This window comes from Microcoleus sp. T3_B1 (genome assembly GCF_036700445.1).
In the GTDB taxonomy this organism is placed as follows: domain Bacteria; phylum Cyanobacteriota; class Cyanobacteriia; order Cyanobacteriales; family Microcoleaceae; genus Microcoleus.
Genome location: NZ_JAUBOX010000034.1, coordinates 25,003 through 44,637 on the forward strand (window position 1 = coordinate 25,003; position 19,635 = coordinate 44,637).

23 protein-coding genes are annotated in these 19,635 nt (G+C 44.3%); 8 read left to right on the top strand and 15 right to left on the bottom strand.

What is annotated here, in order from left to right; translation table 11 throughout:
- Positions 1 to 18 precede the first annotated feature (18 nt).
- From QT990_RS19030 to QT990_RS19065, 8 genes are all read right to left on the bottom strand, one after another.
- Positions 19 to 369 carry a hypothetical protein gene (locus tag QT990_RS19030; protein ID WP_333300568.1) on the bottom strand — a complete coding sequence of 117 codons (351 nt, stop codon included), beginning with the start codon at positions 367 to 369 and terminating at the stop codon, positions 19 to 21.
- A gap of 333 nt (positions 370 to 702) precedes the next feature.
- The gene (locus tag QT990_RS19035; RefSeq protein WP_333465630.1) at positions 703 to 1,785 is read right to left on the bottom strand and encodes an ABC transporter ATP-binding protein; all 1,083 of its coding nucleotides are present in this window, start codon (positions 1,783 to 1,785) and stop codon (positions 703 to 705) included.
- 211 nt (positions 1,786 to 1,996) lie between these two features.
- Positions 1,997 to 2,860, bottom strand: coding sequence for a carbohydrate ABC transporter permease (locus QT990_RS19040; RefSeq protein WP_333465631.1), 864 nt, complete (start codon positions 2,858 to 2,860; stop codon positions 1,997 to 1,999).
- Between the two features lie 239 nt (positions 2,861 to 3,099).
- Complete coding sequence (locus tag QT990_RS19045; protein WP_333142981.1) at positions 3,100 to 3,999, bottom strand: sugar ABC transporter permease; 900 nt, start codon at positions 3,997 to 3,999, stop codon at positions 3,100 to 3,102.
- A gap of 226 nt (positions 4,000 to 4,225) precedes the next feature.
- Positions 4,226 to 5,542 (bottom strand): ABC transporter substrate-binding protein, encoded by a 1,317-nt coding sequence (locus QT990_RS19050; RefSeq protein WP_333465632.1) that lies wholly within the window; start codon positions 5,540 to 5,542, stop codon positions 4,226 to 4,228.
- 323 nt (positions 5,543 to 5,865) lie between these two features.
- Complete coding sequence (locus tag QT990_RS19055; RefSeq protein ID WP_333142941.1) at positions 5,866 to 5,988, bottom strand: hypothetical protein; 123 nt, start codon at positions 5,986 to 5,988, stop codon at positions 5,866 to 5,868.
- A gap of 164 nt (positions 5,989 to 6,152) precedes the next feature.
- Entirely contained in the window at positions 6,153 to 7,547 is a 1,395-nt protein-coding gene (locus QT990_RS19060) for a DUF4912 domain-containing protein (protein ID WP_333465633.1), read from the bottom strand.
- 32 nt (positions 7,548 to 7,579) lie between these two features.
- The gene (locus tag QT990_RS19065; protein ID WP_333142943.1) at positions 7,580 to 7,849 is read right to left on the bottom strand and encodes a hypothetical protein; all 270 of its coding nucleotides are present in this window, start codon (positions 7,847 to 7,849) and stop codon (positions 7,580 to 7,582) included.
- Positions 7,850 to 8,293: 444 nt separating this feature from the next.
- On the opposite strand from QT990_RS19065, the gene QT990_RS19070 reads away from it, so the two are divergent.
- Together QT990_RS19070 and QT990_RS19075 are read left to right on the top strand one after the other, a co-directional pair.
- Complete coding sequence (locus QT990_RS19070; protein ID WP_333142945.1) at positions 8,294 to 8,503, top strand: ribbon-helix-helix domain-containing protein; 210 nt, start codon at positions 8,294 to 8,296, stop codon at positions 8,501 to 8,503.
- A complete protein-coding gene (locus tag QT990_RS19075) occupies positions 8,493 to 8,681 on the top strand; it encodes a hypothetical protein (RefSeq protein ID WP_333142946.1) in 189 nt (62 codons plus the stop codon). The genes QT990_RS19070 and QT990_RS19075 overlap by 11 nt, the downstream gene beginning before the upstream one ends.
- 20 nt (positions 8,682 to 8,701) lie before the next feature.
- Here the strand turns inward: QT990_RS19075 and QT990_RS19080 are convergent, their stop codons facing one another.
- On the bottom strand, positions 8,702 to 9,910 hold the full coding sequence (locus QT990_RS19080) for an ISL3 family transposase (RefSeq protein ID WP_333142947.1): 1,209 nt from the start codon (positions 9,908 to 9,910) through the stop codon (positions 8,702 to 8,704).
- A 29-nt stretch (positions 9,911 to 9,939) separates the two neighbouring features.
- Here QT990_RS19080 and QT990_RS19085 point away from each other — a divergent pair, with 29 nt between their 5' ends.
- A complete protein-coding gene (locus tag QT990_RS19085; RefSeq protein WP_333142948.1) occupies positions 9,940 to 10,317 on the top strand; it encodes a hypothetical protein in 378 nt (125 codons plus the stop codon).
- Between the two features lie 142 nt (positions 10,318 to 10,459).
- Positions 10,460 to 10,828, top strand: a complete 369-nt coding sequence (locus QT990_RS19090; RefSeq protein ID WP_333142949.1) for a hypothetical protein — start codon at positions 10,460 to 10,462, stop codon at positions 10,826 to 10,828.
- On the opposite strand, the gene QT990_RS19095 is transcribed toward QT990_RS19090, so the two are convergent.
- From QT990_RS19095 to QT990_RS19110, 4 genes are all read right to left on the bottom strand, one after another.
- Entirely contained in the window at positions 10,825 to 13,986 is a 3,162-nt protein-coding gene (locus tag QT990_RS19095; RefSeq protein WP_333465634.1) for a CHAT domain-containing tetratricopeptide repeat protein, read from the bottom strand. The genes QT990_RS19090 and QT990_RS19095 overlap by 4 nt on opposite strands.
- A gap of 170 nt (positions 13,987 to 14,156) precedes the next feature.
- Positions 14,157 to 14,600, bottom strand: a complete 444-nt coding sequence (locus QT990_RS19100; protein WP_333142951.1) for an Imm30 family immunity protein — start codon at positions 14,598 to 14,600, stop codon at positions 14,157 to 14,159.
- On the bottom strand, positions 14,600 to 14,938 hold the full coding sequence (locus QT990_RS19105) for a type II toxin-antitoxin system RelE/ParE family toxin (protein WP_333142952.1): 339 nt from the start codon (positions 14,936 to 14,938) through the stop codon (positions 14,600 to 14,602). Before QT990_RS19105 ends, QT990_RS19100 begins: the two co-directional genes overlap by 1 nt.
- Positions 14,935 to 15,225, bottom strand: coding sequence for a type II toxin-antitoxin system Phd/YefM family antitoxin (locus QT990_RS19110; RefSeq protein WP_333142953.1), 291 nt, complete (start codon positions 15,223 to 15,225; stop codon positions 14,935 to 14,937). The genes QT990_RS19105 and QT990_RS19110 overlap by 4 nt, the downstream gene beginning before the upstream one ends.
- 127 nt (positions 15,226 to 15,352) lie before the next feature.
- Between QT990_RS19110 and QT990_RS19115 the strand changes: the two genes are divergently transcribed.
- Positions 15,353 to 15,928 carry a Uma2 family endonuclease gene (locus tag QT990_RS19115; protein WP_333142954.1) on the top strand — a complete coding sequence of 192 codons (576 nt, stop codon included), beginning with the start codon at positions 15,353 to 15,355 and terminating at the stop codon, positions 15,926 to 15,928.
- A gap of 71 nt (positions 15,929 to 15,999) precedes the next feature.
- Complete coding sequence (gene cysS, locus QT990_RS19120; RefSeq protein ID WP_333465635.1) at positions 16,000 to 17,649, top strand: cysteine--tRNA ligase; 1,650 nt, start codon at positions 16,000 to 16,002, stop codon at positions 17,647 to 17,649.
- Between the two features lie 50 nt (positions 17,650 to 17,699).
- On the opposite strand, the gene QT990_RS19125 is transcribed toward cysS, so the two are convergent.
- The gene (locus QT990_RS19125; RefSeq protein ID WP_333142956.1) at positions 17,700 to 17,888 is read right to left on the bottom strand and encodes a DUF433 domain-containing protein; all 189 of its coding nucleotides are present in this window, start codon (positions 17,886 to 17,888) and stop codon (positions 17,700 to 17,702) included.
- Positions 17,889 to 18,000: 112 nt separating this feature from the next.
- On the opposite strand from QT990_RS19125, the gene QT990_RS19130 reads away from it, so the two are divergent.
- Both QT990_RS19130 and QT990_RS19135 read left to right on the top strand, forming a co-directional pair.
- The gene (locus tag QT990_RS19130) at positions 18,001 to 18,228 is read left to right on the top strand and encodes a hypothetical protein (RefSeq protein ID WP_333307774.1); all 228 of its coding nucleotides are present in this window, start codon (positions 18,001 to 18,003) and stop codon (positions 18,226 to 18,228) included.
- 226 nt (positions 18,229 to 18,454) lie between these two features.
- Positions 18,455 to 18,637: a plasmid stabilization protein gene (locus QT990_RS19135; protein ID WP_333307772.1), complete on the top strand. Its 183-nt coding sequence runs from the start codon at positions 18,455 to 18,457 to the stop codon at positions 18,635 to 18,637.
- A gap of 40 nt (positions 18,638 to 18,677) precedes the next feature.
- Here QT990_RS19135 and QT990_RS19140 read toward each other — a convergent pair whose 3' ends face one another.
- Positions 18,678 to 19,634, bottom strand: coding sequence for an alpha/beta hydrolase (locus tag QT990_RS19140; RefSeq protein WP_333465636.1), 957 nt, complete (start codon positions 19,632 to 19,634; stop codon positions 18,678 to 18,680).
- Position 19,635: the final 1 nt, after the last annotated feature.

Here is a 19,635-nt window from a genome sequence, read left to right on the forward strand (position 1 = left end):
ATATTTTTTTAGGTGGAGCTAGTTATCCTTTAATTCGCGGACACTTCTCTTAGCAGTGTCTTGGTACATCTCCCCCATTTCTTTCACGGCTGCTCCTGCCTCTTGCCCAATCTTCTGAACTCGTTCGCCCGGAGAGTCTGAGGTTTCGCGAGCTTCTTGCCTCCATTCCCGTGTTGTTTGGGGTCTTTCAGGATTGTTTAGATCAGCCTTTGAGCTGGCTTGCGCGCCAAAACCTTTGTTACTGCTTCCGGAATCAACATTTGTTGTTAGCAGCAGAAAACCGACTAGGACAACACTCAAAAAACTCTTGATTTGAAAGCCCTTAAGCAGGGAACTGATGCGAGCAATGGCTGTGGAAATCAAATTCATCTGGGTCATACTCCCTAAGTTTATTGGTGATATTTTTGAACATTTTTTCATCTAATAGACTGGCTCCAAAATCAGCAGCTAACGCGAGGGGAAGCCAATTTAGCTTCAACTTGCTATTAACCAGATAAATAGAGTTATAGGTTAGCGATTAAATCTGGTAAACACGCCACCTATGTGTCAGCCAATTAGTTTTTTCACACATGATTATCACGTTAACAGCAGCCAAAGAGTTCTACCTCTAACTAAAGTCATAACTTAGTTAGAAGTAAAAACAATATTTTTCAGCACAGGGTTAGAGAATTTTTAATCAATCATGCTCTGCAGCGCAAATTCTTATTGCAAGCGATCGCCCGTTTTCACGTCAAACCAGTGCAGCAACTGAGGCGGAAAAACCAGCTCTACAATTTCAGAATTCCAGTGGCGGTCATTTGGCAGCAAAGCCCGCACCGTTACTGACTCCACACCTTTAACTCGGACGCTAACTAAATTTTGCATCCCCAAGTTTTCCACTAAAAAAACCTCACCTTTAATTGCCTCTGGGGCCGACATCTTGCCGGCCTCTACATCTGCAAAGCCGACGTGTTCCGGGCGAATTCCTAAGACAATTTCTGGCGGCACAGTCGGCATATCTGGTAGTCGAACTCGAAAATCGCCCAACTGAGCAAAATTTCCCTGGCATTTAAGCACTAGCAAATTCATTTGCGGACTGCCCACAAAACCCGCTACAAACTGATTTGCAGGACGGGTATAAATTAAGTGTGGCGGATCTAGCTGCTGCACGTTGCCGCTGTTGAGAACTGCGACTTTTGTTGAAAGCGTCATTGCTTCGGTTTGGTCGTGAGTGACGTAAACTACAGGAGCTTTTTGAGAGGAAAACAATTGTTTGAGTTCAGCCCTAACTTTTTCTCGTAATAATGCGTCGAGATTGCTCAAAGGTTCGTCGAGCAAAAATACTTCCGGTTGGCGCACTAATGCGCGGCCAAGGGCGACTCGCTGCCGCTGTCCGCCTGATAGTTTTCCGGGTTTGCGATCGATTAATTCCGTCAATCCTAGGGATGTTGCAACTTCTGTCACTAACCGGTTGATTTCGCTGGAGGAGATTTTGCGAAGTTTGAGGCTCGATGCCATATTCTCGTATACTGTCATGTGCGGATAAAGGGCGTAACTTTGAAAAACCATTGCAATATCGCGATCGCCCGGTCTGAGATAAGTGACATCGCGATCGCCAATTCTAATCTCGCCCCTAGTTGGCTGTTCCAACCCTGCAATTAATCGCAGCGTCGTAGATTTGCCACACCCCGACGGCCCCAGCAAAGTCAGAAATTCTCCTTCGCTGACATCCAAACTAATGTCTTTCACGGGAACTACTTTAGGGCTGTAGGTTTTATTGAGGTTTTTGAGTTGCAATTTTGCCATGATTTTTAAAGTGTTGACTGTTGACTGTTGACTGTTGATTGTTGACTGTTGACTGTTGACTGTTGATTGTTGACTGTTGATTGTTTACTCGTTACCAGGCTCTGCTTGGTCACGCATATCCGGAGGCTCTGCCTCCAATTTTCCTGTTTAAAAAGCGAGGCAGAGCCTCTAGATATCGGTTCCCAGGCAGAGCCTAGGAACGAGTTCTAAACTATCCTTTTACCGCCCCGGCTGTTAAACCCTGAACAATGCGCCGCTGGAACACCAAAACCAGCAAAACCAAGGGCAAAGTTCCCAAAACGGTAGCTGCGGCGATCGGTCCGTAAGGAATCTCAAAGACTGACGCGCCGCTGAGTTGAGCCGTGGCAACGGGGATTGTTTTTAGAGATTCGCGAGTCATAAATGTTAGTGCAAATATAAACTCGTTCCAAGCTGAAATAAATGTCAAAATTCCCGTTGTGACTAAAGCTGGAAATGTCATCGGTAGCACGATTTGCCACAGCATTTGAAAAGTGTTGTATCCGTCAACTTTAGCCGCATCTTCCAAATCTTTTGGCAACTGTTGAAAGAAACTCCGCATCACCAAAATTGTCAGCGGCAGATTTATCGCAGTGTAAGGAATAATTAATGCTAAATAATTATTCCCTAAATTCAAAGCTTTGACAATTTCCAGCAGTCCCAAAAATAGCAGCACCGCCGGAAATAGCGTTACAATCGTCACCGTTGCCAGGATGATTCTCTCGCCCCACAGCCGCAACCGGGCTAAAGCGTAAGCTGCGGGAGCGCCTACTGCTAAACACAGCAATGTTGAAGTAATGGAAACAAAAGCGCTATTTAATATGTAAAGTGCAAACGGGCGACGCTGGAACAGCGACAGGTAATGCTCGAAAGTAATTCGTTTGGGAATGTAGACGTTGGGAATTGCAGAAATATCTGCATTTACTTTGAAAGAAGTTAGCACCTGCCAGATAATAGGTGCGAGGAAATATGCGACGACTAATATCGCTGAGATTGGCAAGATTAATTTCCGGATATCAAAGGTTTTTTTGGTGGGTTGTTCGCGGGCGCTCGACATAATTTATACCAATTAAAGGAACGTGCTAAGTTGTTCTGCATTTAGATTTAACTTTCTGGGCGGGCTTTCCTGGACACCCCACAAGAGTTTCAAGAAATAGGATTGTGCGGCGAGAAACCGGGTTTCTATGAGTTTTGTGAACAGTCACGAGAAATTTACGAATAAACCCGGTTTCTGGGCTCTGTGTGCGATCGCAAACTAACTTAACCAGTACCAATCTAAAATCTAAAATCCCAAATCTAAAATTGACTGGCGCGGGCTCTCGATAACAGGTAAGCGGCGATCGCAACTGCTGCCACTAACAGCAAAAAAGTACACACCACCAAAGCAGCCCCATACCCAAAGTCTAAATACCTCATTACCGTGCTGTAAATGTAGATAGAAACCGTCTCAGTTGCCCCCGCCGGCCCCCCTCCCGTCATCACCTGAATCAAGTCAAAAATGCCGAAAGCTTGGGCAAATCGAAACAGCATAGCAATCACAATTTGGGGCATCAACAGGGGCACAGTAACTTGACGGAAACTCTGCCAGCTACTAGCGCCGTCAATCGCGTGTGCTTCGTATAAATCACCGGGAATCGATTGCAATCCCGCTAGCAAAAGCAAGCTGACAAAGGGCGTAGTTTTCCACACATCCGCTGTAATCACTGCCATCATTGCCAAAGTCGGATCTCCCAGCCAGCTAATGCTATTTTGAATCAATCCCAAACGCATCAAAACATCGTTAATTACGCCGTATTGATCGTTAAAAATCCACGCCCAAGCTACTCCCATCAATGCAGTCGGCAGCGCCCAAGGTAGCAGGGAGATTGTGCGAACAATGCCGCGCCCTGCGAAGGATTGATTTAAGACTAAGGCAATGCCCATACCGAGAATTAATTCCAGCACAACAGAGGCGACAGTAAATACTGTGGTGTTGCCTAAAGTTTGCCAGAAACGCCCGTCACCTAACATTCGACTGTAGTTAGCAAAACCGGAAAAAACCAGTTTTAATTCTGTACCGAGGTTTTGGGTGAATAAACTCAGCCAAAAAGCGCGCAATATTGGGTAAGCAAATACTAGCATCAGAATTATCAAAGCTGGTGCTACTAATATCCACCCGGTTTTTTGTTCGCGCTGTCGCATCTTGTCTAATTGCATATTGTTCACCTTTAATTTATTTTTGGGCGGGCTAGAAGCCCAACCCCTACTCCCCACAATAAAAAAATTAACTCTTTGTGGAACAGGCATCTTGCCTGTTTCTAACTCTTTGTGGAACAGGCATCTTGCCTGTTTCTAACTCTTTGTGGAACAGGCATCTTGCCTGTTTCTAACTCTTTGTGGAACAGGCATCTTGCCTGTTTCTAACAGAGGCAAGATGTCAAATTTACGAAGCTTGGGGTTGTTTCAAACCGCCTAATAAATTACGAGTTTCGCTAGCTGCTGCTTTCATTGCTTGTTCTGCACTCATTCTCCCGGTAAAAGCTGAGCTCAAATAACGCTGCAAAATATCAGAAGCTTGAGCGTATTGTGCCAGGGGCGGGCGCAAAGCTGATCGTTCCACTACTTTTAGCAGTTGCGGGTAGTGGGGATATTTGGCGACTATTTCTTTGTTGGTAAATAGGGATTTGTAACTGGGAACTAAACCGGTTTGTATAATAAATTTGCGCTGGGTTTCCTCGCTGGTAAGGTATTTAATTGCTTTCCACGCTTGTTCTGGATGTTTTGAGGTTTTGGCAATTCCCCAGCCCCAGCCGCCCAAGCAGGAACCGCCTGTTTTACCGGTACTGCTGAGCATTGGCTCGATCGCAATTTTGCCTCTAACATTCGATCCTTCGGCATTTGCCAGCTTCCAAACATACGGCCAGTTTCGCAAAAACAGCGCTTTACCGTTTTGGAACAAAAGCCGGGTTTCTTCTTCGCCGTAGGTGGTGACACCCGGAGGAGAAATGCCAGAGGCGATCGTATTTTTGAGAAATTCCACTGCTTTAATTGCCTCCGGTTTATCTAGCCCAACTTCAAAAGTTTGCGGGTTTGCCCAAAAGCCGCCGAAACCGGAGAGCACTTCGACAAACATCGCAGATACTCCCTCGTATTGTTTACCTTGCCACAAATAACCCCAAGTTGCTTTTCCCTGTTTCTGCAAGTTTTGAGAGATTTTTACCATCTCTTCAAAGGTTTTCGGGGCTGGAATTTTCGCTTGTTCTAAAATGTCTTTGCGGTAATAAAGCATTCCGGCATCGGAAGCGTGGGGAATTCGGTAAAGTTTGCCCCGATACCGCCCGCCTTCGACGTTACCTTGGATGAATTTTGATAGTTGTTCGGGGGGAATTCTGTCTGTCAAATCGCTTACCCAACCTGCGGCTGCAAATTTGGGAACCCAGACAATATCCATGTTGATGATGTCGTAGGGCGATTCGCCTAAAAGAAAGGCAGATGTGTAAAGATTTTCTATGAGGTTGCTGTCAAAAGGTCCTTCTATGAGGTTGATGCGAATGTCGGGGTTTTTCTGTTCAAATTCTTTGACAAAGGGTTTCCAGTTAACAAGGTCTTGACCTTGCATTAACATGGTAATCACGACTGGCTGTTGAGTCAGTGCCGGCAGAATAAATAAAAGCAAGACGGCGGCTAATGTGGCAGCGAATAAGGCTAAAAGACGGGGACGCTTCTGGCTTCGTTGCAGCAGGGAATTTATTTTTTGCATTTGCTTTTGAGAAATGGCGGTGCGATCGCCTTCTTTCTCTCATAACTCGCTTTCTTTTGTTTCGCTGGATTTACCGAGTTTGTGCAATAAAAGTTTAAGTAAACTTTAGCTTACTTAATAATCCTTGAGTGAAGAGTACAAATTTTGATTAAACTGATTAGATGGCGAGTTAAATCAACATCTATCTACAGATAGATATTAAACCTATTACAAAAATCATCAACTATCTTGAGATTATCTGCGTTTATCTGTGTTTATCTGCCTGTAATCTGCGGTTAATCCTTCTATCAAAGATTTATGCAATTCAAGTCTATTGAGAACATTTAAATAAATAATTCTTCCTTCTTCCTTCTTCCTTCTTCCTTCTTCCTTCTATCCTTTACATCCGTTACATCCGTTACATCCGTTACACAATCCGTTGCCGAACTTCTTCCTTCTAAATACAAAAAACACCGCTCCTCAAAACAGGAGAACGGTGTATAGGGGGTGTTATGGGTTGTTGTCTGGGATTAACCTTAACAAATCAGGGTCGGCTGAGGCTATGCCTTGTGATGGTTAAAAAATTGGCACAAACCTGCATTATCACCCATTGATCGATCGACCTTTGCAATTAGCCCAACCATTCAACAACAGCATCCTGCTTGGTATTGGTGCGCCGTTCTGGGGTTTCGCGGTTGAATTTCAAGTGGATGGCGCGGTTTTGTTCGCCGTCTGCAGCTACTGCAAAAATCGGATAGTCGATTAAGCCGTCTTGGAAGGACATCTGGAAGCGGAAAGTGCCGTCAGCATTGAGTTTAATCGGCTGTCCGCCTACGTAGACGGTAGCGTCGGGCTCGGTGGCGCCGTAGACGATCAGTTCGGCATCAGCAACTAACCAGAACTGGCGGGGGCGCATCGGGGCGGCGAAGCCAACTCCCGACATACCGACACCGGACATACCGAAACCTGACATGGTGAGACCGGACATACCGACACCCGACATGGTGAGACCGGACATACCGACACCCGACATGGTGAGGCCGGACATACCGACACCCGACGCGGTGAGGCCGGACATACCGACACCCGACGTGGTGAGACCGGACATGGTGGGAGCAGCCCACATTCCGACGCCGGAGGGGAACACGTAGGAACTGAGAGCTTGTTCGTGGATGCCGACTTGCTGGACAGAACCGGCGACGTGCTGCATGGAACCGAAGACAGAACCCGCTACGCGCAGGGCTTCTGCAGATTCTGCCATGCCGAAGATTTGTTCGTAGATGGCGTTGCTGGTGCTGTAACCACCGCCATTGACTGCTTTTGCGAGTTTCTTGGCCGGAGGAACCAGTTCCGCGAAGGTTTTGCCCTGCAATTCTTCTTCCCAGTCGAGGGTGATGAATTGATCTTCAATCCAGTCGCTGGGATAGACGGGAGGAACCCGGACTTCGGCCGATCGAGCTAATACCAGCCAGCGGCCATCTGCACAGCGGTAGCCGATGTCGATCGCGTAGTCCCGATCGCTCACGGGGATTGGCACGTACCATTCCCGCGCCAGTTCGTCGCAGGGATATTCTTGAATGCTGTGCGGGCTTTGAATGTCGAGGTTAACATCTGTAACGTCGTAGATCCGCAGGGCGAGTTGCTGTCCTCCTTGGCGACGCAATTCTTCTTTGCGATCGTTAGGAATATCCCAGTAAGTGTATGCCCATTCTGGGTCGCGGGGCATTAAAACAACCCGGCTTTCGCCGTAGCCGTTGGGCAAATCTGCTAAACCTTCATCTACAGATGACAAAGAACCGCCGGTTCTATCTTCTTGACCGAGTTCAAACTTTGCTGCTTCCACTGCTTCTTGTGCCTCTAGTTTGCGAGATGGACTGTATGAAAATTTGGTGCGCTGAATTTCTTGAATTGATGCCAGAAGTTGCGATTTCCGCATCCGGCTGTAGCGAGAGACTCCACATTCGCTAGCAACTCTGCGGAGTTGTCGCAAAGTCATCTCTTCTAATGGTGGGCGTTCTTTTGCCATGAGTTTGTTCTCCACTAATTTAGGATGGCGGGTTAGATTTTTCGTTTCAACACAAATGTGTTGACTTTTTGAGTTAGAAACTCTTTTAAATGCAAATATGATCGAGCTTCCAAATCTCTCCAACCTTTGAAGCCTTGATTGTTTTTAGCTTGTCTTTTCCCCAATGCGATCGAGGGTTGTGACTTCTTGGCTTCTGCGCGCACCGTCCGATCTAAATAAAACTTTTCTGTCGATTCTTGATTGACAAGATCGATTTTGTGAGTGCGATCGGTGCTGCTAGCAACGCTGTGCTGGCAGCACACGCGCTATTCGACTCCCAGTGCTGCTTAATCGAAGCATTTCTTTGGGATCGGTTTGTCATGACTTAATGTTGCAGACAAGTTGCGATCGGGTCAAGGGGTCTTTTGCCTCAATCCTGGGTAGTTATACGCATTTTCGTGATTTTGGGGATCACTTTGTCAGGGAATCTTGACATATTAGAGGTTTGGGGGATCAGTGTTGAAGCGAATGTCAGGATTTGATGACAAATGGGGATAGGGGGCTTTTGATGGGTTTGGAGGGTGGGGGCGATCCGTATGCAATATCTATATCTTTAGGAATTCGATCGCACTTCCAGCCAACTATTCTCCCGATGCTTTTCTCTCCATCACTTCCTGTCACCAAGGGATTAAATTTTTGTTGGCGCGCTCATACTATATGCTACTATAGCATATAGTAGCAAAGTAAAATCCAAGATAGAAGATACAATGTCTATAGAATTAAAAGAAAAAGAACTCGTGGGTGGAAAACGCAAGCGGGAGTTGATAGCGGTATACATCCCCAAAGAAAAGAAAGTCGCTTTAGAGGCGTGGGCAGCCTCAGAAGAGCGATCGGTTTCTTGGATAGTCGCCAAGCTGATCGATCAAGCACTTTGCTCCCGTCAACAGCAGCAGGAAGGTTTGGACAATGACAACTAACCCACGGGGCTATCTCGAAGATCCTGAAGATGAAATCCAGCGTATGGGGAGTCCTCAAACCGAATCCGTTGTAGCAGGAACCAGAAAAAAAGCAGTTGAACGTTGCTTAGAAGAAGCAAAAGGACGGAAGTTACTCGCCGTTCAACACTTTCAGAAAAACATTTGGCGGCTCTCCTGAACTTGTGGTTATAATTTTATCTAATCAGAGAAGCAAGCTAATACGCGATTCCTGAAATTATTAAAATTAGAAAAGCCATATCCTTGGCGCATTATCAACTTAATTCGATTGTTGATTCCCTCCATAACTCCACTTGTTGTGCGATTAAGAAAGTAGTTGCAAATACCCTCAAAATGATTTTCACTCGTTGATGCAGATTCTCTAAAAAATACTTGTGCATGATTTAGCCATTCTTTAATTTTTGCCTGCCCTTCTTTGACGGTCAAATTAGTCTCATATATTTTTCTAAATTTTTCTTTCATCTCATACGCAATTCTCAAGCATTCTGATTTACCTAGTGCCATCTCTAATTTATCAATCTGAAGAGGATTCAAGTTTATTCGATTACTTAACAATAAATATTTACTTTTCCTATCTGTTATTCCGGCTGCTCTGCGTAATTTATTCAAATCTTTATTAACTACTTTCATCACATGAAAACGATCGATAATAATTTTGGCGTTGGGAAATACTTTTTTGATAACTTTAGGAAACCCTCCCCACATATCAACACTCACTTCCTCAACTTGCTCTCGAACCTCAATTGCTTGTTGCATAAGGACTTCAATGATTTCTTCACAGCGATGAGAATCAATCATCTCAATTAAATTACCTTCGGAAATGTCCCCAACAACAGTCACAAAATTTCCTTGACCTTTCCGCATACTTATTTCGTCGAGACAAATTCGTTTAACCTGTTCCCAATTCGGTTTTTTTTTCTGCTTATTTGTCTGCTCAAATATTCCTTTTATTTCGTCATAACTCAGTCCTTCTTCTCGTCCAATTTGCTCCATGCTCGATTGTTTGACACGCTCATAAATATTTTGTTCGTATCGTTGAGTATGCCGTCTTTTAATGTCCAAAAAATCTACTTTTTCTGTGGGATATCGTTGGCAATTAGGACAGTAAAACTGCCGTCGCGGGACTTTTAAATACACAGGACGACCAAACACTGGCAAATCTCTTACTAAGATTGGTCGATTCTGATGCAATTGTTCGGTATAATTTTGACAGTGATGACAAACCATACTTTCTCCTACAATTCTCAGTCCTAATAAAATTTTTCCATCAATTTGAGTACAACTTTCAACCTTCACTCCAGGCAAGTCTAATATATAATCCAAATAAAAGTCCATGAGAATAAATGTATTGTTTGTTACATTATACACCATAAAGTCAGGAGAGCCCATTTGGCAGTGTATTTTCCCAGGAGGCGAAGATGAAGACTAAAGATACAATTGTTTGGGACTATAAACAGGGTTGGACTTCTCCAGAACTAGAAGTTCCGGCAACAGGTAAAATTGCTATTTTTGTCGATTACCCAGATGACGACTTAAGTATGCCCATCATTGAACCCGAAGTAGAAGAACTTTTGTCAAGTTTAGGCTATGTTGGTGAGGGTCGCTACATTGGAGAAAACGATCGCCTCAAACCCTGCGATACAAAAACTGTCACTTATGTAGAAACATTCTCTATTGAAGAGTTGAGCCATCATCTCAGAATACTGAATCAAACTATCATTCCGAGGGAATGGTTTTATATCTTAAATTCCGAGGGAAATATTATCCATCTTCAAGAGGCGATCGTTCCAGCATAACCGCTCGATTTAAAAATTAGCGATCGCTTGAGAATAGATATATTTGTCTTTGGGAATATGACAAACTGGAAAACTTCCGGCAGTAGCTGGTGGAGGAGTGAAGGTAAAAAGCATTAATCACATTTTACGGAGTCAGCCTCAAATGACCATACTTACATCAGAACAAATTGCACAATATCGCTCTGAATTGGCGAGCGATCCAGAGGCATTAGCTGCACTTGACGAAGTTGAAGCTTGTGATAACAGTTTAGAAGATGCAGCAGAAGTGTTAGCAATTGAGTCGGGATACACAAAATCCACTCTGGCAGAGTCAGACCAAAGTTATTTAGACAAGTTAACCGAGAAAGCACGAAAAGTTATCTGTAGCAAATACACAGGTGATTTACTAGAATTATTCAAGGATTTGAGAGATTTTATGCCGTTTCCTGCTAATTTAGCAACCTTAGTTGCTATCAACGTGACTAAAATAGGTGTTAATAAGTTTTGCGAGTCGTCAGAGTCTGAAGCTTAGATTCCTGTAGCTGTAAAGGCTGCCCAATCGGAAGGGTGAGCAAAGGGATATGCTTGAGATAGGCGATATGTTATTGAGGCCTCAGCTTTCCTACGCTCTACTTTTGGCAGTTTACTAAGGATTTCATCAATTAGAGGCTTGTATTTAATCAGGCTTTTTTTAAATTCGTCCACAGTTAAATCCCGTAGCCGTTTCTGTGCTAGGTTGAGGGCGATCGCAATATCTCCCTCTTCTAACTGTTTATATTTTCTCAGGTTTTCATAAAACTCAATCATCAGAAAAGCAGCAGACAGTTGATCAACCTCCCAAAGGGTACTGACGACGCTAGGACTACCTGCAAACAGAAAACCACTTGGTAAACCGATATACTCATCGCTGATGCTGTTAAAATCTGTCATGCCAGTTTCACAAGCTGAGAGGATAACCAGGCGACATTGATTTAAGTCTAGAGCAAAGATTTCTCCCAGCGTCAGGTGTCCATCCGCCAAAATTAGAGCTGATTTTTCAAAGTTAAATGTAGCATGACCGAAGAAGTGGAAGCAGTGGGCAGAGCGTAGTTGTTCTGATTGAATGAGGCTAGCTTTTATTGCTTTGTCTCCAGGGAGAACATAGTCATTCGGCTGAAAATAAGGACGGATAGCTTCAACTCCAAAATCAACATAGGGACGGTCTTTAGTAGGATTTTGAACAGCAAATAGGTGGGTAAAGTCGGGGCGTTGTCGTTTTTGTGCTTGTAGTAATAGCTGACAACTCGGTGCATAGCTGACACCTTTGGGGAAAATATCGAGGAGGCACAATTCACCGACTGGTAAAGCATGAAGGGGGAAAAGATGTAAGGCCAGATGGGGGATGAGGATTAGCTGCTGACAATCTTTGGGAAGATGGGAAAGAATCTCATCCAAGTGCAATATCTTTGCTAATTCCTTGAGTCGCGGAGTTAGCTGAGTCATCCAGTTGTCTTTTTGCTCGTAGTAATCATCTATATAAGCATTAGCCCAATATACCAAAGCATTTCGGTCATCGATGGTGGCAGACAAAACGAAGGGTTGCGGGCTGTGGTGGGTAAAGATAAATGTATGGAAGCTTTCACGAGTGATATACCACTCGATAATTGCAGTGTGGTCATCTAAAGTTGCCTGAAAGTGGTCAAAGTTGAAGCCAGAACCGATGGGTAGATAGCGGTTTTGTAAGTCGTTGCGCTGCTGTCGTAACTGCACAAGATGTAGCGCTATAGTTTCTGGGTTATCGGTTTTACCAGTCTGGATTTTGTTCTGATTAGTAGCAATTTCGTCTCGAAGTTGTTCTAGTTCTGTGACAGCTTCTGGGGGGAAAATGTTATGTAAATCACGGGTGAGGATTTGTTCAACTAGGTTACGATTTTTGCTGCGTTCGGCATATTCAATCGCTGCGGTGTAATTGCCCATCTCTAGGCACACTTCCACCAGAGATTGATAGCTTTTGTTCCATTCCTCAGCTAGTTTTTGCTTAGATTCATCTCCAGAGACTATCTCGCTACGCAGAAATTCCACTGTTTCAATAGCAGTGGCAAAGGCATCATAGGCAAGAGGCTGCTGGTTTATTTGTTGGTAGGCAAGTCCAAGGTTAAATAAGGTTTCGGTATAATCTTGGGGCAAAGCATCACGGGTGTAAACTTCAAGTGCTGCTTGGTAATAGCGAATTGCCACTTCTAAATTTTCTGCCTTGTCTCCTGTGATTCTGTTAAAGTAAGCAGCAGCCAGATTATGTTGAGTCATTGCCCAATCTAGGGGAAATACTTCGCGATTGAAAACTGATAGTACGGCTTGGCAATAGCCAATAGCCACTTCTAAGTTTCCTGCCTTATCTCCTGTAATTCTGTATAAGTAGGCAATACCCAGGTTGTTGTGAGTCAATGCCCAATTTTGAGGAAAAGCATCGCGGTTGTAAACAGAAAGTGCTGCTTGGCAATAGCCAATTGTGGCTTCTAAATTCTCTGCCTTGTCTCCTATGATTCTATCACGGTAGGCATTAGCCAGATTATGTTGAATCAATGCCCATTTGTTGGGAAAAGCCTCACAAGTGTAAACCGAAAGTGCGGCTTGATAATAGCCAATTGCGAGTTCTAAATTCTCAGACTTGTCTCCTTTAATTCTCTCATAGTAGGCATTAGCAAGATTATTTTGAGTCGCTGCCCAACTTTGAGTAAAAGCTTCGCCTGCGTAAACAGAAAGTGCAGCTTGGCAATGATTAATTGCAACTTCTAAATTCTCAGACTTGTCTCCTTTAATTCTCTCATAGTAGGCATAGCCAAGATTATTTTGAGTCATTGCCCAATATTGGGGAAAGCCATCGCAGGTGTGAACCTCAAGTGCAGCTTGATAATAGCCAATTGCGACTTCTAAATTCTCTGCCCTGTTTTCTTTGATTCTGTATGAGTAGGCATTGCCAAGATTATGTTGAGTCATTGCCCAATCTTCGGGAAGGGCTTCGCGGGTGTGAACCTCAAGTGTGAATTGATAATAGCTAATTGCCACTTCTAAATTCTCTGCCCTGTCTCCTTTGATTCGGTCTGAGTAGGCATTAGCCAGATTATTTTGAGTTGCTGCCCAACCTTGAGGAGAGGCTTCGCGAGTAAAGACAATAGCCACAACTTCATGACCTGCGATCGCAATCTCCAAATTGTTAGCTACACTCCCCAGAGGGAACTCATAAATCCAGTTGCTAAAAGTACCAATAATCGCCGCAATGTATTGTGCTTCTTCTGATTTCACCTCTGACAGTTTCGCTGTTGTCCAATCTCGCAATGCAGAGGCAAAGTCATCATCCAATTTATCTAGGTTATCTTGCAGCAGTTGGTACACCACCTGCTGGTTTCCCTTGCTATCTTGAGTTGCCTGCAATACCTCCATCAAGAAATCAAAATACACCTCTAGGGATGTTGCCGCTGAAGAGTTGGCAATCATCTCACCCAAATGAGAAGCCCAATTTCGCAACCAAGTAGCGTTATTCTCATCCCCCTGCTGTGCCAGATAGTCAGCAACTTGTAGCATCATTTGCACTAACCCATCATCAACCAACTCTGAGTTAGCATTCAAAATCTCTGTTGCTTCATCTTCAGTCGGACAATTTAATAACAAATAGATCAGATGCAGATAGGCTTGACGGTGGCTTTCATCCATTGTGGGCGATATTCGGAGTAGTGATGTTATTTTCTACATCAGGATTTGCACTTTTTCGGGATGCAAAATAATATTCCCTACAGGGGGCCTTAGTTGCTGCTACTACGCATCCAAAAACCCGAATTCTGGCAAAAGTCGGGTTTCTCAGAAATCCTGTATAATAATCGATCTTACCTAGCTAACTCTAATTTTGCCGCCCGCTTGTTTAAATGGTAACTAGCGCTTTCTTCGAGCAATTGACGAGCAAAACTAGGTTGTTGGGAGTTCAATAAATGCAAAATATCTCGATACAAACGACAAGCCTCATCATCATTTAAAATGCGGCTGTGGAGGATTCTAGTCCATTCCGAAGCAACGAGCATTAATTGCGGTACAACTGTAACAAACGCTTGAATCTGTGCTGACACATCAAAAGATTCTAGAAAATGAATCAAACCAAACATGACTTCTGGCTGTTCGCAGCGATCGTCTAAAATCAGATGTAAATCTGGCAAATCTTTATCTTGAGGACGCTCGGCAAGTGAGGCTAAAGCATTTTCAAAAGCTATAACTTCATCAGCCGAGCGCATCAATTTCTTCGCTTCTAAAATACTAATCCAGATTTTTTTTTTCATCAACTATTACCTTCCTCGTCTGATTCACCTATTATCGGTTTTTGAGCAGCGTGTCGCACAAAAATAATCTGAACGCTATCATCAACAATCGTAAACAGAATCCGATAGGCATTTCGTCCCTTGCCGTAAACCAGTTGTCTGATTTCTTCGTCAAAAAAACTATTCTCAAATGCTAATGAACAACGAGAAGGCATATTTTCTAGCGATAAAGTAGCTTTATACAATCCTTCTAACCAAGTTCTAGCCTTCAGAGAAGAATGATTACTTAACCAAAAATAGGCTTCCTCAATGGCTTTTTGCGCTGCGGGTTGGATAATGACTTGATATTTCTGATTCATGGGGAACTGTCTAACTTATCAAGCAGTTGATTAAAGAAATCTTCGGCTTTTTTCCCTTCGCCTCGCGAGCTTTGTTCCAACCCCAGTTTAATTCCCTTTAAAGTTTCCAATAACTCAAACGCATCTAAAAGCTTCTGATAGGATTCAGCATCCTGAACAACTAACTCAGCTTTCCCGTTGACAGTTAGAACCACAGGATGTTTGGTTTGCTTGATCCGCTGCACAAACTCAGTGGTATTGCGTTTAAAATCCGTGAGAGAATGTATGTCTTTTGAAAGGTTTATCATAAATAACATTAAATTAGCATCTAATTTAATGTTAAACTATACCTTCGGAGTTTGTCAATCTAATTTTGAAAGTAAAAAAGACTGTGACACGATAGAATAGATAATAGCCATCGCGAGGCCGCACAATATGTTCAACAACACCATTACCATTCCCCAAACCTTCAAAGTAACTCACGAACAGTTCCAGCAAATTGCTGCCGTCAACCGTGAGTTAAGACTAGAGAGAACAGCTACAGGAGAATTAATTGTTATGCCCCCCACAGGAAGCGAGACAGGCAATCGAAACCTAGATATTGAAGGACAACTCTGGCTGTGGAATCGCCAAACCAAGCTGGGAGTAGCATTTAACTCTTCTAGCGGTTTTCAACTGCCCAATGGTGCCGATCGCTCCCCTGATGCTTCCTGGGTTAAATTAGAACGGTGGCAAACTCTCACACCCAAAGAACAAGAAGGTTTCGCTCCCCTTTGTCCAGACTTTGTTGTAGAATTGCGCTCTAAATCGGACAACATGGAACCATTGCGAGAAAAAATGCGGGAATACATCGCGAATGGAGCTCGTTTGGGGTGGTTAATCGATCGCAAAAATCAGAAAGTCGAAATATACAGACAAAATCGGGATGTGGAAATATTAGATAATCCCACAACTTTGTCCGGGGAAGATGTATTGCCGGGATTTGTCTTAGATTTAACAGATGTTTGGTAGCGACAGCGAAAGATTCACCAACCGCAATATAATAAATTAGAGCAGTACCTCAATCCCAAATCTCAAATCCCATGCCCCTAACGCTTTACAACAGCTTGACCCGTCGCGAATCACCTTTTGAACCCCTCGAACCAGGAAAGGTGCGGATGTATTGCTGCGGCGTTACGGTGTACGATTACTGCCACGTCGGCCACGCCCGCGCTTACATTGTTTGGGACATGGTGCGCCGCTATCTGATGTGGCGAGGATACGATGTGCGCTACGTGCAGAATTTTACAGATATTGACGACAAAATTCTCAACCGCGCCCGCGAAACAAATTCCACAATGGAAGCCGTGGCGCAACGCTTCATCGATGAATATTTCGTAGATATGGACAAGCTGAATATTCTCAGGGCCGATGAATATCCCCGCGCCACCCATACAATCGACGGCATTAAACGGCTGATTCACGAATTAGAAAATAAAGGTTATGCCTATGCTTCCGGTGGCGACGTTTACTACAAGGTGAGGCAGTTTGCCGATTACGGAAAACTTTCCGGCCGCAAGTTGGAAGAAATGCAAGCCGGGGCTAGCGGTAGATTGGAAACCGCAGAAATAGAAGCTCAAAAAAAGCAAGATTCATCTGATTTTGCCCTGTGGAAAAGCGCTAAACCCGGAGAACCTGCTTGGGATTCATCTTGGGGAAAAGGTCGCCCCGGATGGCACATCGAATGTTCGGCGATGGTGCGCGATTGCTTGGGCGAAACAATTGACATTCACTGCGGCGGTTCCGATTTAACTTTTCCGCACCATGAAAACGAAATTGCTCAATCTGAAGCCGCGACTGGCAAGTCACTTGCTAATTATTGGATGCACAATGCTTTTGTGACTGTCAATGGCAAAAAGATGTCGAAATCTTTGCACAATTTTATTACAATTCGCGATTTGTTGGATGGGAATTGGTCGGGCGATTTGGAATCTAACCCCCCCGCAGGCGGGCACGGGGGCACCGCCCCTACGCAGGAGGGGAGTCAGAATGAATCTAACCCCCCCCAGCCCCCCCTTGGTAAGGGGGGGAGTAAGAATGAATCTAACCCCCCCCAGCCCCCCCTTGGTAAGGGGGGGAGTAAGAATGAAGGAAGCGAGAAGTCAAAAGCGGTGGAACCGATGGCGGTGAGGCTGTTTGTGTTGATGGCGCAGTACCGCAGTCAAATTGATTTTACCGAAGAGGCGATCGCTAGCGCTAGAAATGGCTGGAATACCATCAATGAAGGTTTGCTGTTTGGGCTGCGCTACGGTTCTCAACTGAATTGGGACGTTGAGAAAACTGGACAGGATAGCAAAGCTGTGCAGGAATTCCAATCAGCGATGGACAATGATTTCAATACTCCCGGCGCTGTGACGATTTTGTTTGAATTGGCTAAGGAATTGGCCAAAGAAGGCAATATTTTAGTGCATCATGGAAAAACAGAAACTTCGCCGGATTTGTTGCAGCAAAAATGGCTGACATTGGTGAGTTTGGCGGGGGTTTTGGGTTTAGAAGTTCAGCCGGAAAGTGATAGCAATGATGCTGTTGATGGTTTGAGTGATGGGGAGATTGAAGTGATGATTCAGCAGCGGAAAGATGCCCGAAAAGCTAAGAATTTCGCTGAGGGCGATCGCATTCGCAACGAACTTAAGGATCGGGGCATTACTCTGATCGATCAAAAGGATGGTACAACCATCTGGCACCGGAGTTGAAACTAAATTCATAGTCTGCGGAGGCAGACTTTGTTTGACAAGAAGCGGTTTCAACCGCCGAATTCTAAACACGCTCTAATGTCTTCCTCCGTCAACTCTGGAAAGTCGTCCATAATCTGTGCATGAGACATTCCCGCAGCCAGCCAACCCAACACATCATAAACGGTAATTCGCATTCGCCTGATGCAAGGCTTTCCACTGCGTTTACCTGCTTCAATTGTAATGATGTTGTCGCTCATGACAAAACCGAGTTTAGTACATTTTTTTTTAGTGTAGCCTAGTCTTTGAATAAGCGATACAATTTACTCAACTTCGCAATTTGTTCAACATTAGAGCTAATAGCCTAACTCTATGAATACCCTCGACCAAGTGCTAGAAACTGCTTTACAACTGTCCTACGAACAGCAGGAAATGCTGATCAAAATCCTGCAAAACCGTCACCGCGAGAGTGTCCGCGCGGAAATAGCTGCTGATGCTCAACAAACCTTAGCTGATTTCCGTACAGGCAAATTTCGACACCAGTCAGCCGAGGATGTTATTGCAACATTACGCCAGTCTTTGGACGAGCCGGAAGCATGAGACAACTGGTTCTGACTCCCAAATTCAAACGAGCATTTCGCAAGTTTGTCGAACTGAGATGTTGCACCATTATCAATAAGCTTTTTAGGAACAGGCAAGATGCCTGTTCCACAAGAAAATCTACTCTTTGTGGAACAGGCATCTTGCCTGTTCTTGAGAATGGTGCAAGATGTGAGTCAAACGAAATCCTGAGATCCAGCAACGTATTGAAGAATCTCTTCAACAAATGGAAGCAGATGTATTTTTTCCAAACCTAAATACTCACAAACTAGGCGGCAAACTCGACGGTCTTCAGTCCTGCTCTTGCGGCTATGATTGCCGTATCGTTTTCTCGATTGAAGAGGATACGGAAACAAATAGTGAAGTCATTGTTTTACTCGACATCGGGACACATGATGAGGTCTATTAACTGTGTCAGTTATTATTAGACGACAACTTCATAAAAAAAATTAATTTGTATTTAACTTATTCACAAAATCCGCAACAGCCGCGACAAATTCTGCGGTTGATTCGTAGGGCAAAACATTGCGCCCCGGCATTAATAAACCTTCCGCATTGGGAAATTTAGCCAAATATTGCGCTAATCTTTCATCGGGTTTCTCTTCCTTACCTGCTTGACTGATGCTTGAGGCTTTTTCTCCCATGACAATGAGTGCAGGTCGATCGAACTTTTGAATCGTACCGCTATAATCCTGGCGCCAAAACCCCGCTAAAAACGAGAAAACCGCGTGACGGCTGTCAGGATTTGCCGCCCCAGCCTGCAAAGCATCCAACCATTCGCTGTCAACTTTTGCCGCATCGCCAAACAGTTGTTTCACAGAAAAAGAACGCAAAAATTCAGCGCGTCTGGCGTAGCGGTAAAAAGCGTTTCCCAAGGGAGAATTTAACAAATTCCAGACAATCCTTTGCTGTCTTTCTGTCGAATGTTTGTTCATTACCGCCCAAGCGGGAGGCCCGGCGAGGACTAAGCCGCGAATTAAATTTGAGCCGCTTTCCTGCTGCATTTTTGCTAAAGCCAAGCCTACAGAGAGTAAAGCACCTTGTACGAGGACGATCGCAGGTTTTTTGACTACAGTTTCCAAGAAATACTGCAACTGTGCCGCCCAATCGTCAGGATAGCAAGCCACAGCCGGCATTTCGCAATCGCCGCAGCCCAAAAGGTCGGGATTATAAATCGGATTACTGTTCCCTGCTTTGTACCAACTCTCACAAAATCTATGCCAAAAGATTCTTGACAAACCAACTCCTATCGGATGAATTAATAACAAAGGGATGCTATCTTCTGTCGCAGTAGTTGGTTGATAAACATCATAAGCACAACGGTAATTTTGCCATTCGTAAAACAGCGTTGGTGATTTTATAGAAGAAATGGTTGACAAATCTTTATTTGAAGGTGGTGATTGCATA

What these genes read in the sequence shown, in the direction of transcription:
- QT990_RS19030 (WP_333300568.1), bottom strand. Translation starts at nt 369, where the DNA reads ATGAATTTGATTTCCACAGCCATTGCTCGCATCAGTTCCCTGCTTAAG.
- QT990_RS19035 (WP_333465630.1), bottom strand. Translation starts at nt 1,785, where the DNA reads ATGGCAAAATTGCAACTCAAAAACCTCAATAAAACCTACAGCCCTAAA.
- QT990_RS19040 (WP_333465631.1), bottom strand. Translation starts at nt 2,860, where the DNA reads ATGTCGAGCGCCCGCGAACAACCCACCAAAAAAACCTTTGATATCCGG.
- QT990_RS19045 (WP_333142981.1), bottom strand. Translation starts at nt 3,999, where the DNA reads ATGCAATTAGACAAGATGCGACAGCGCGAACAAAAAACCGGGTGGATA.
- QT990_RS19050 (WP_333465632.1), bottom strand. Translation starts at nt 5,542, where the DNA reads ATGCAAAAAATAAATTCCCTGCTGCAACGAAGCCAGAAGCGTCCCCGT.
- QT990_RS19060 (WP_333465633.1), bottom strand. Translation starts at nt 7,547, where the DNA reads ATGGCAAAAGAACGCCCACCATTAGAAGAGATGACTTTGCGACAACTC.
- QT990_RS19070 (WP_333142945.1), top strand. Translation starts at nt 8,294, where the DNA reads ATGTCTATAGAATTAAAAGAAAAAGAACTCGTGGGTGGAAAACGCAAG.
- QT990_RS19075 (WP_333142946.1), top strand. Translation starts at nt 8,493, where the DNA reads ATGACAACTAACCCACGGGGCTATCTCGAAGATCCTGAAGATGAAATC.
- QT990_RS19080 (WP_333142947.1), bottom strand. Translation starts at nt 9,910, where the DNA reads ATGGGCTCTCCTGACTTTATGGTGTATAATGTAACAAACAATACATTT.
- QT990_RS19085 (WP_333142948.1), top strand. Translation starts at nt 9,940, where the DNA reads ATGAAGACTAAAGATACAATTGTTTGGGACTATAAACAGGGTTGGACT.
- QT990_RS19090 (WP_333142949.1), top strand. Translation starts at nt 10,460, where the DNA reads ATGACCATACTTACATCAGAACAAATTGCACAATATCGCTCTGAATTG.
- QT990_RS19095 (WP_333465634.1), bottom strand. Translation starts at nt 13,986, where the DNA reads ATGGATGAAAGCCACCGTCAAGCCTATCTGCATCTGATCTATTTGTTA.
- QT990_RS19100 (WP_333142951.1), bottom strand. Translation starts at nt 14,600, where the DNA reads ATGAAAAAAAAAATCTGGATTAGTATTTTAGAAGCGAAGAAATTGATG.
- QT990_RS19105 (WP_333142952.1), bottom strand. Translation starts at nt 14,938, where the DNA reads ATGAATCAGAAATATCAAGTCATTATCCAACCCGCAGCGCAAAAAGCC.
- QT990_RS19110 (WP_333142953.1), bottom strand. Translation starts at nt 15,225, where the DNA reads ATGATAAACCTTTCAAAAGACATACATTCTCTCACGGATTTTAAACGC.
- QT990_RS19115 (WP_333142954.1), top strand. Translation starts at nt 15,353, where the DNA reads ATGTTCAACAACACCATTACCATTCCCCAAACCTTCAAAGTAACTCAC.
- cysS (WP_333465635.1), top strand. Translation starts at nt 16,000, where the DNA reads ATGCCCCTAACGCTTTACAACAGCTTGACCCGTCGCGAATCACCTTTT.
- QT990_RS19125 (WP_333142956.1), bottom strand. Translation starts at nt 17,888, where the DNA reads ATGAGCGACAACATCATTACAATTGAAGCAGGTAAACGCAGTGGAAAG.
- QT990_RS19130 (WP_333307774.1), top strand. Translation starts at nt 18,001, where the DNA reads ATGAATACCCTCGACCAAGTGCTAGAAACTGCTTTACAACTGTCCTAC.
- QT990_RS19135 (WP_333307772.1), top strand. Translation starts at nt 18,455, where the DNA reads ATGGAAGCAGATGTATTTTTTCCAAACCTAAATACTCACAAACTAGGC.
- QT990_RS19140 (WP_333465636.1), bottom strand. Translation starts at nt 19,634, where the DNA reads ATGCAATCACCACCTTCAAATAAAGATTTGTCAACCATTTCTTCTATA.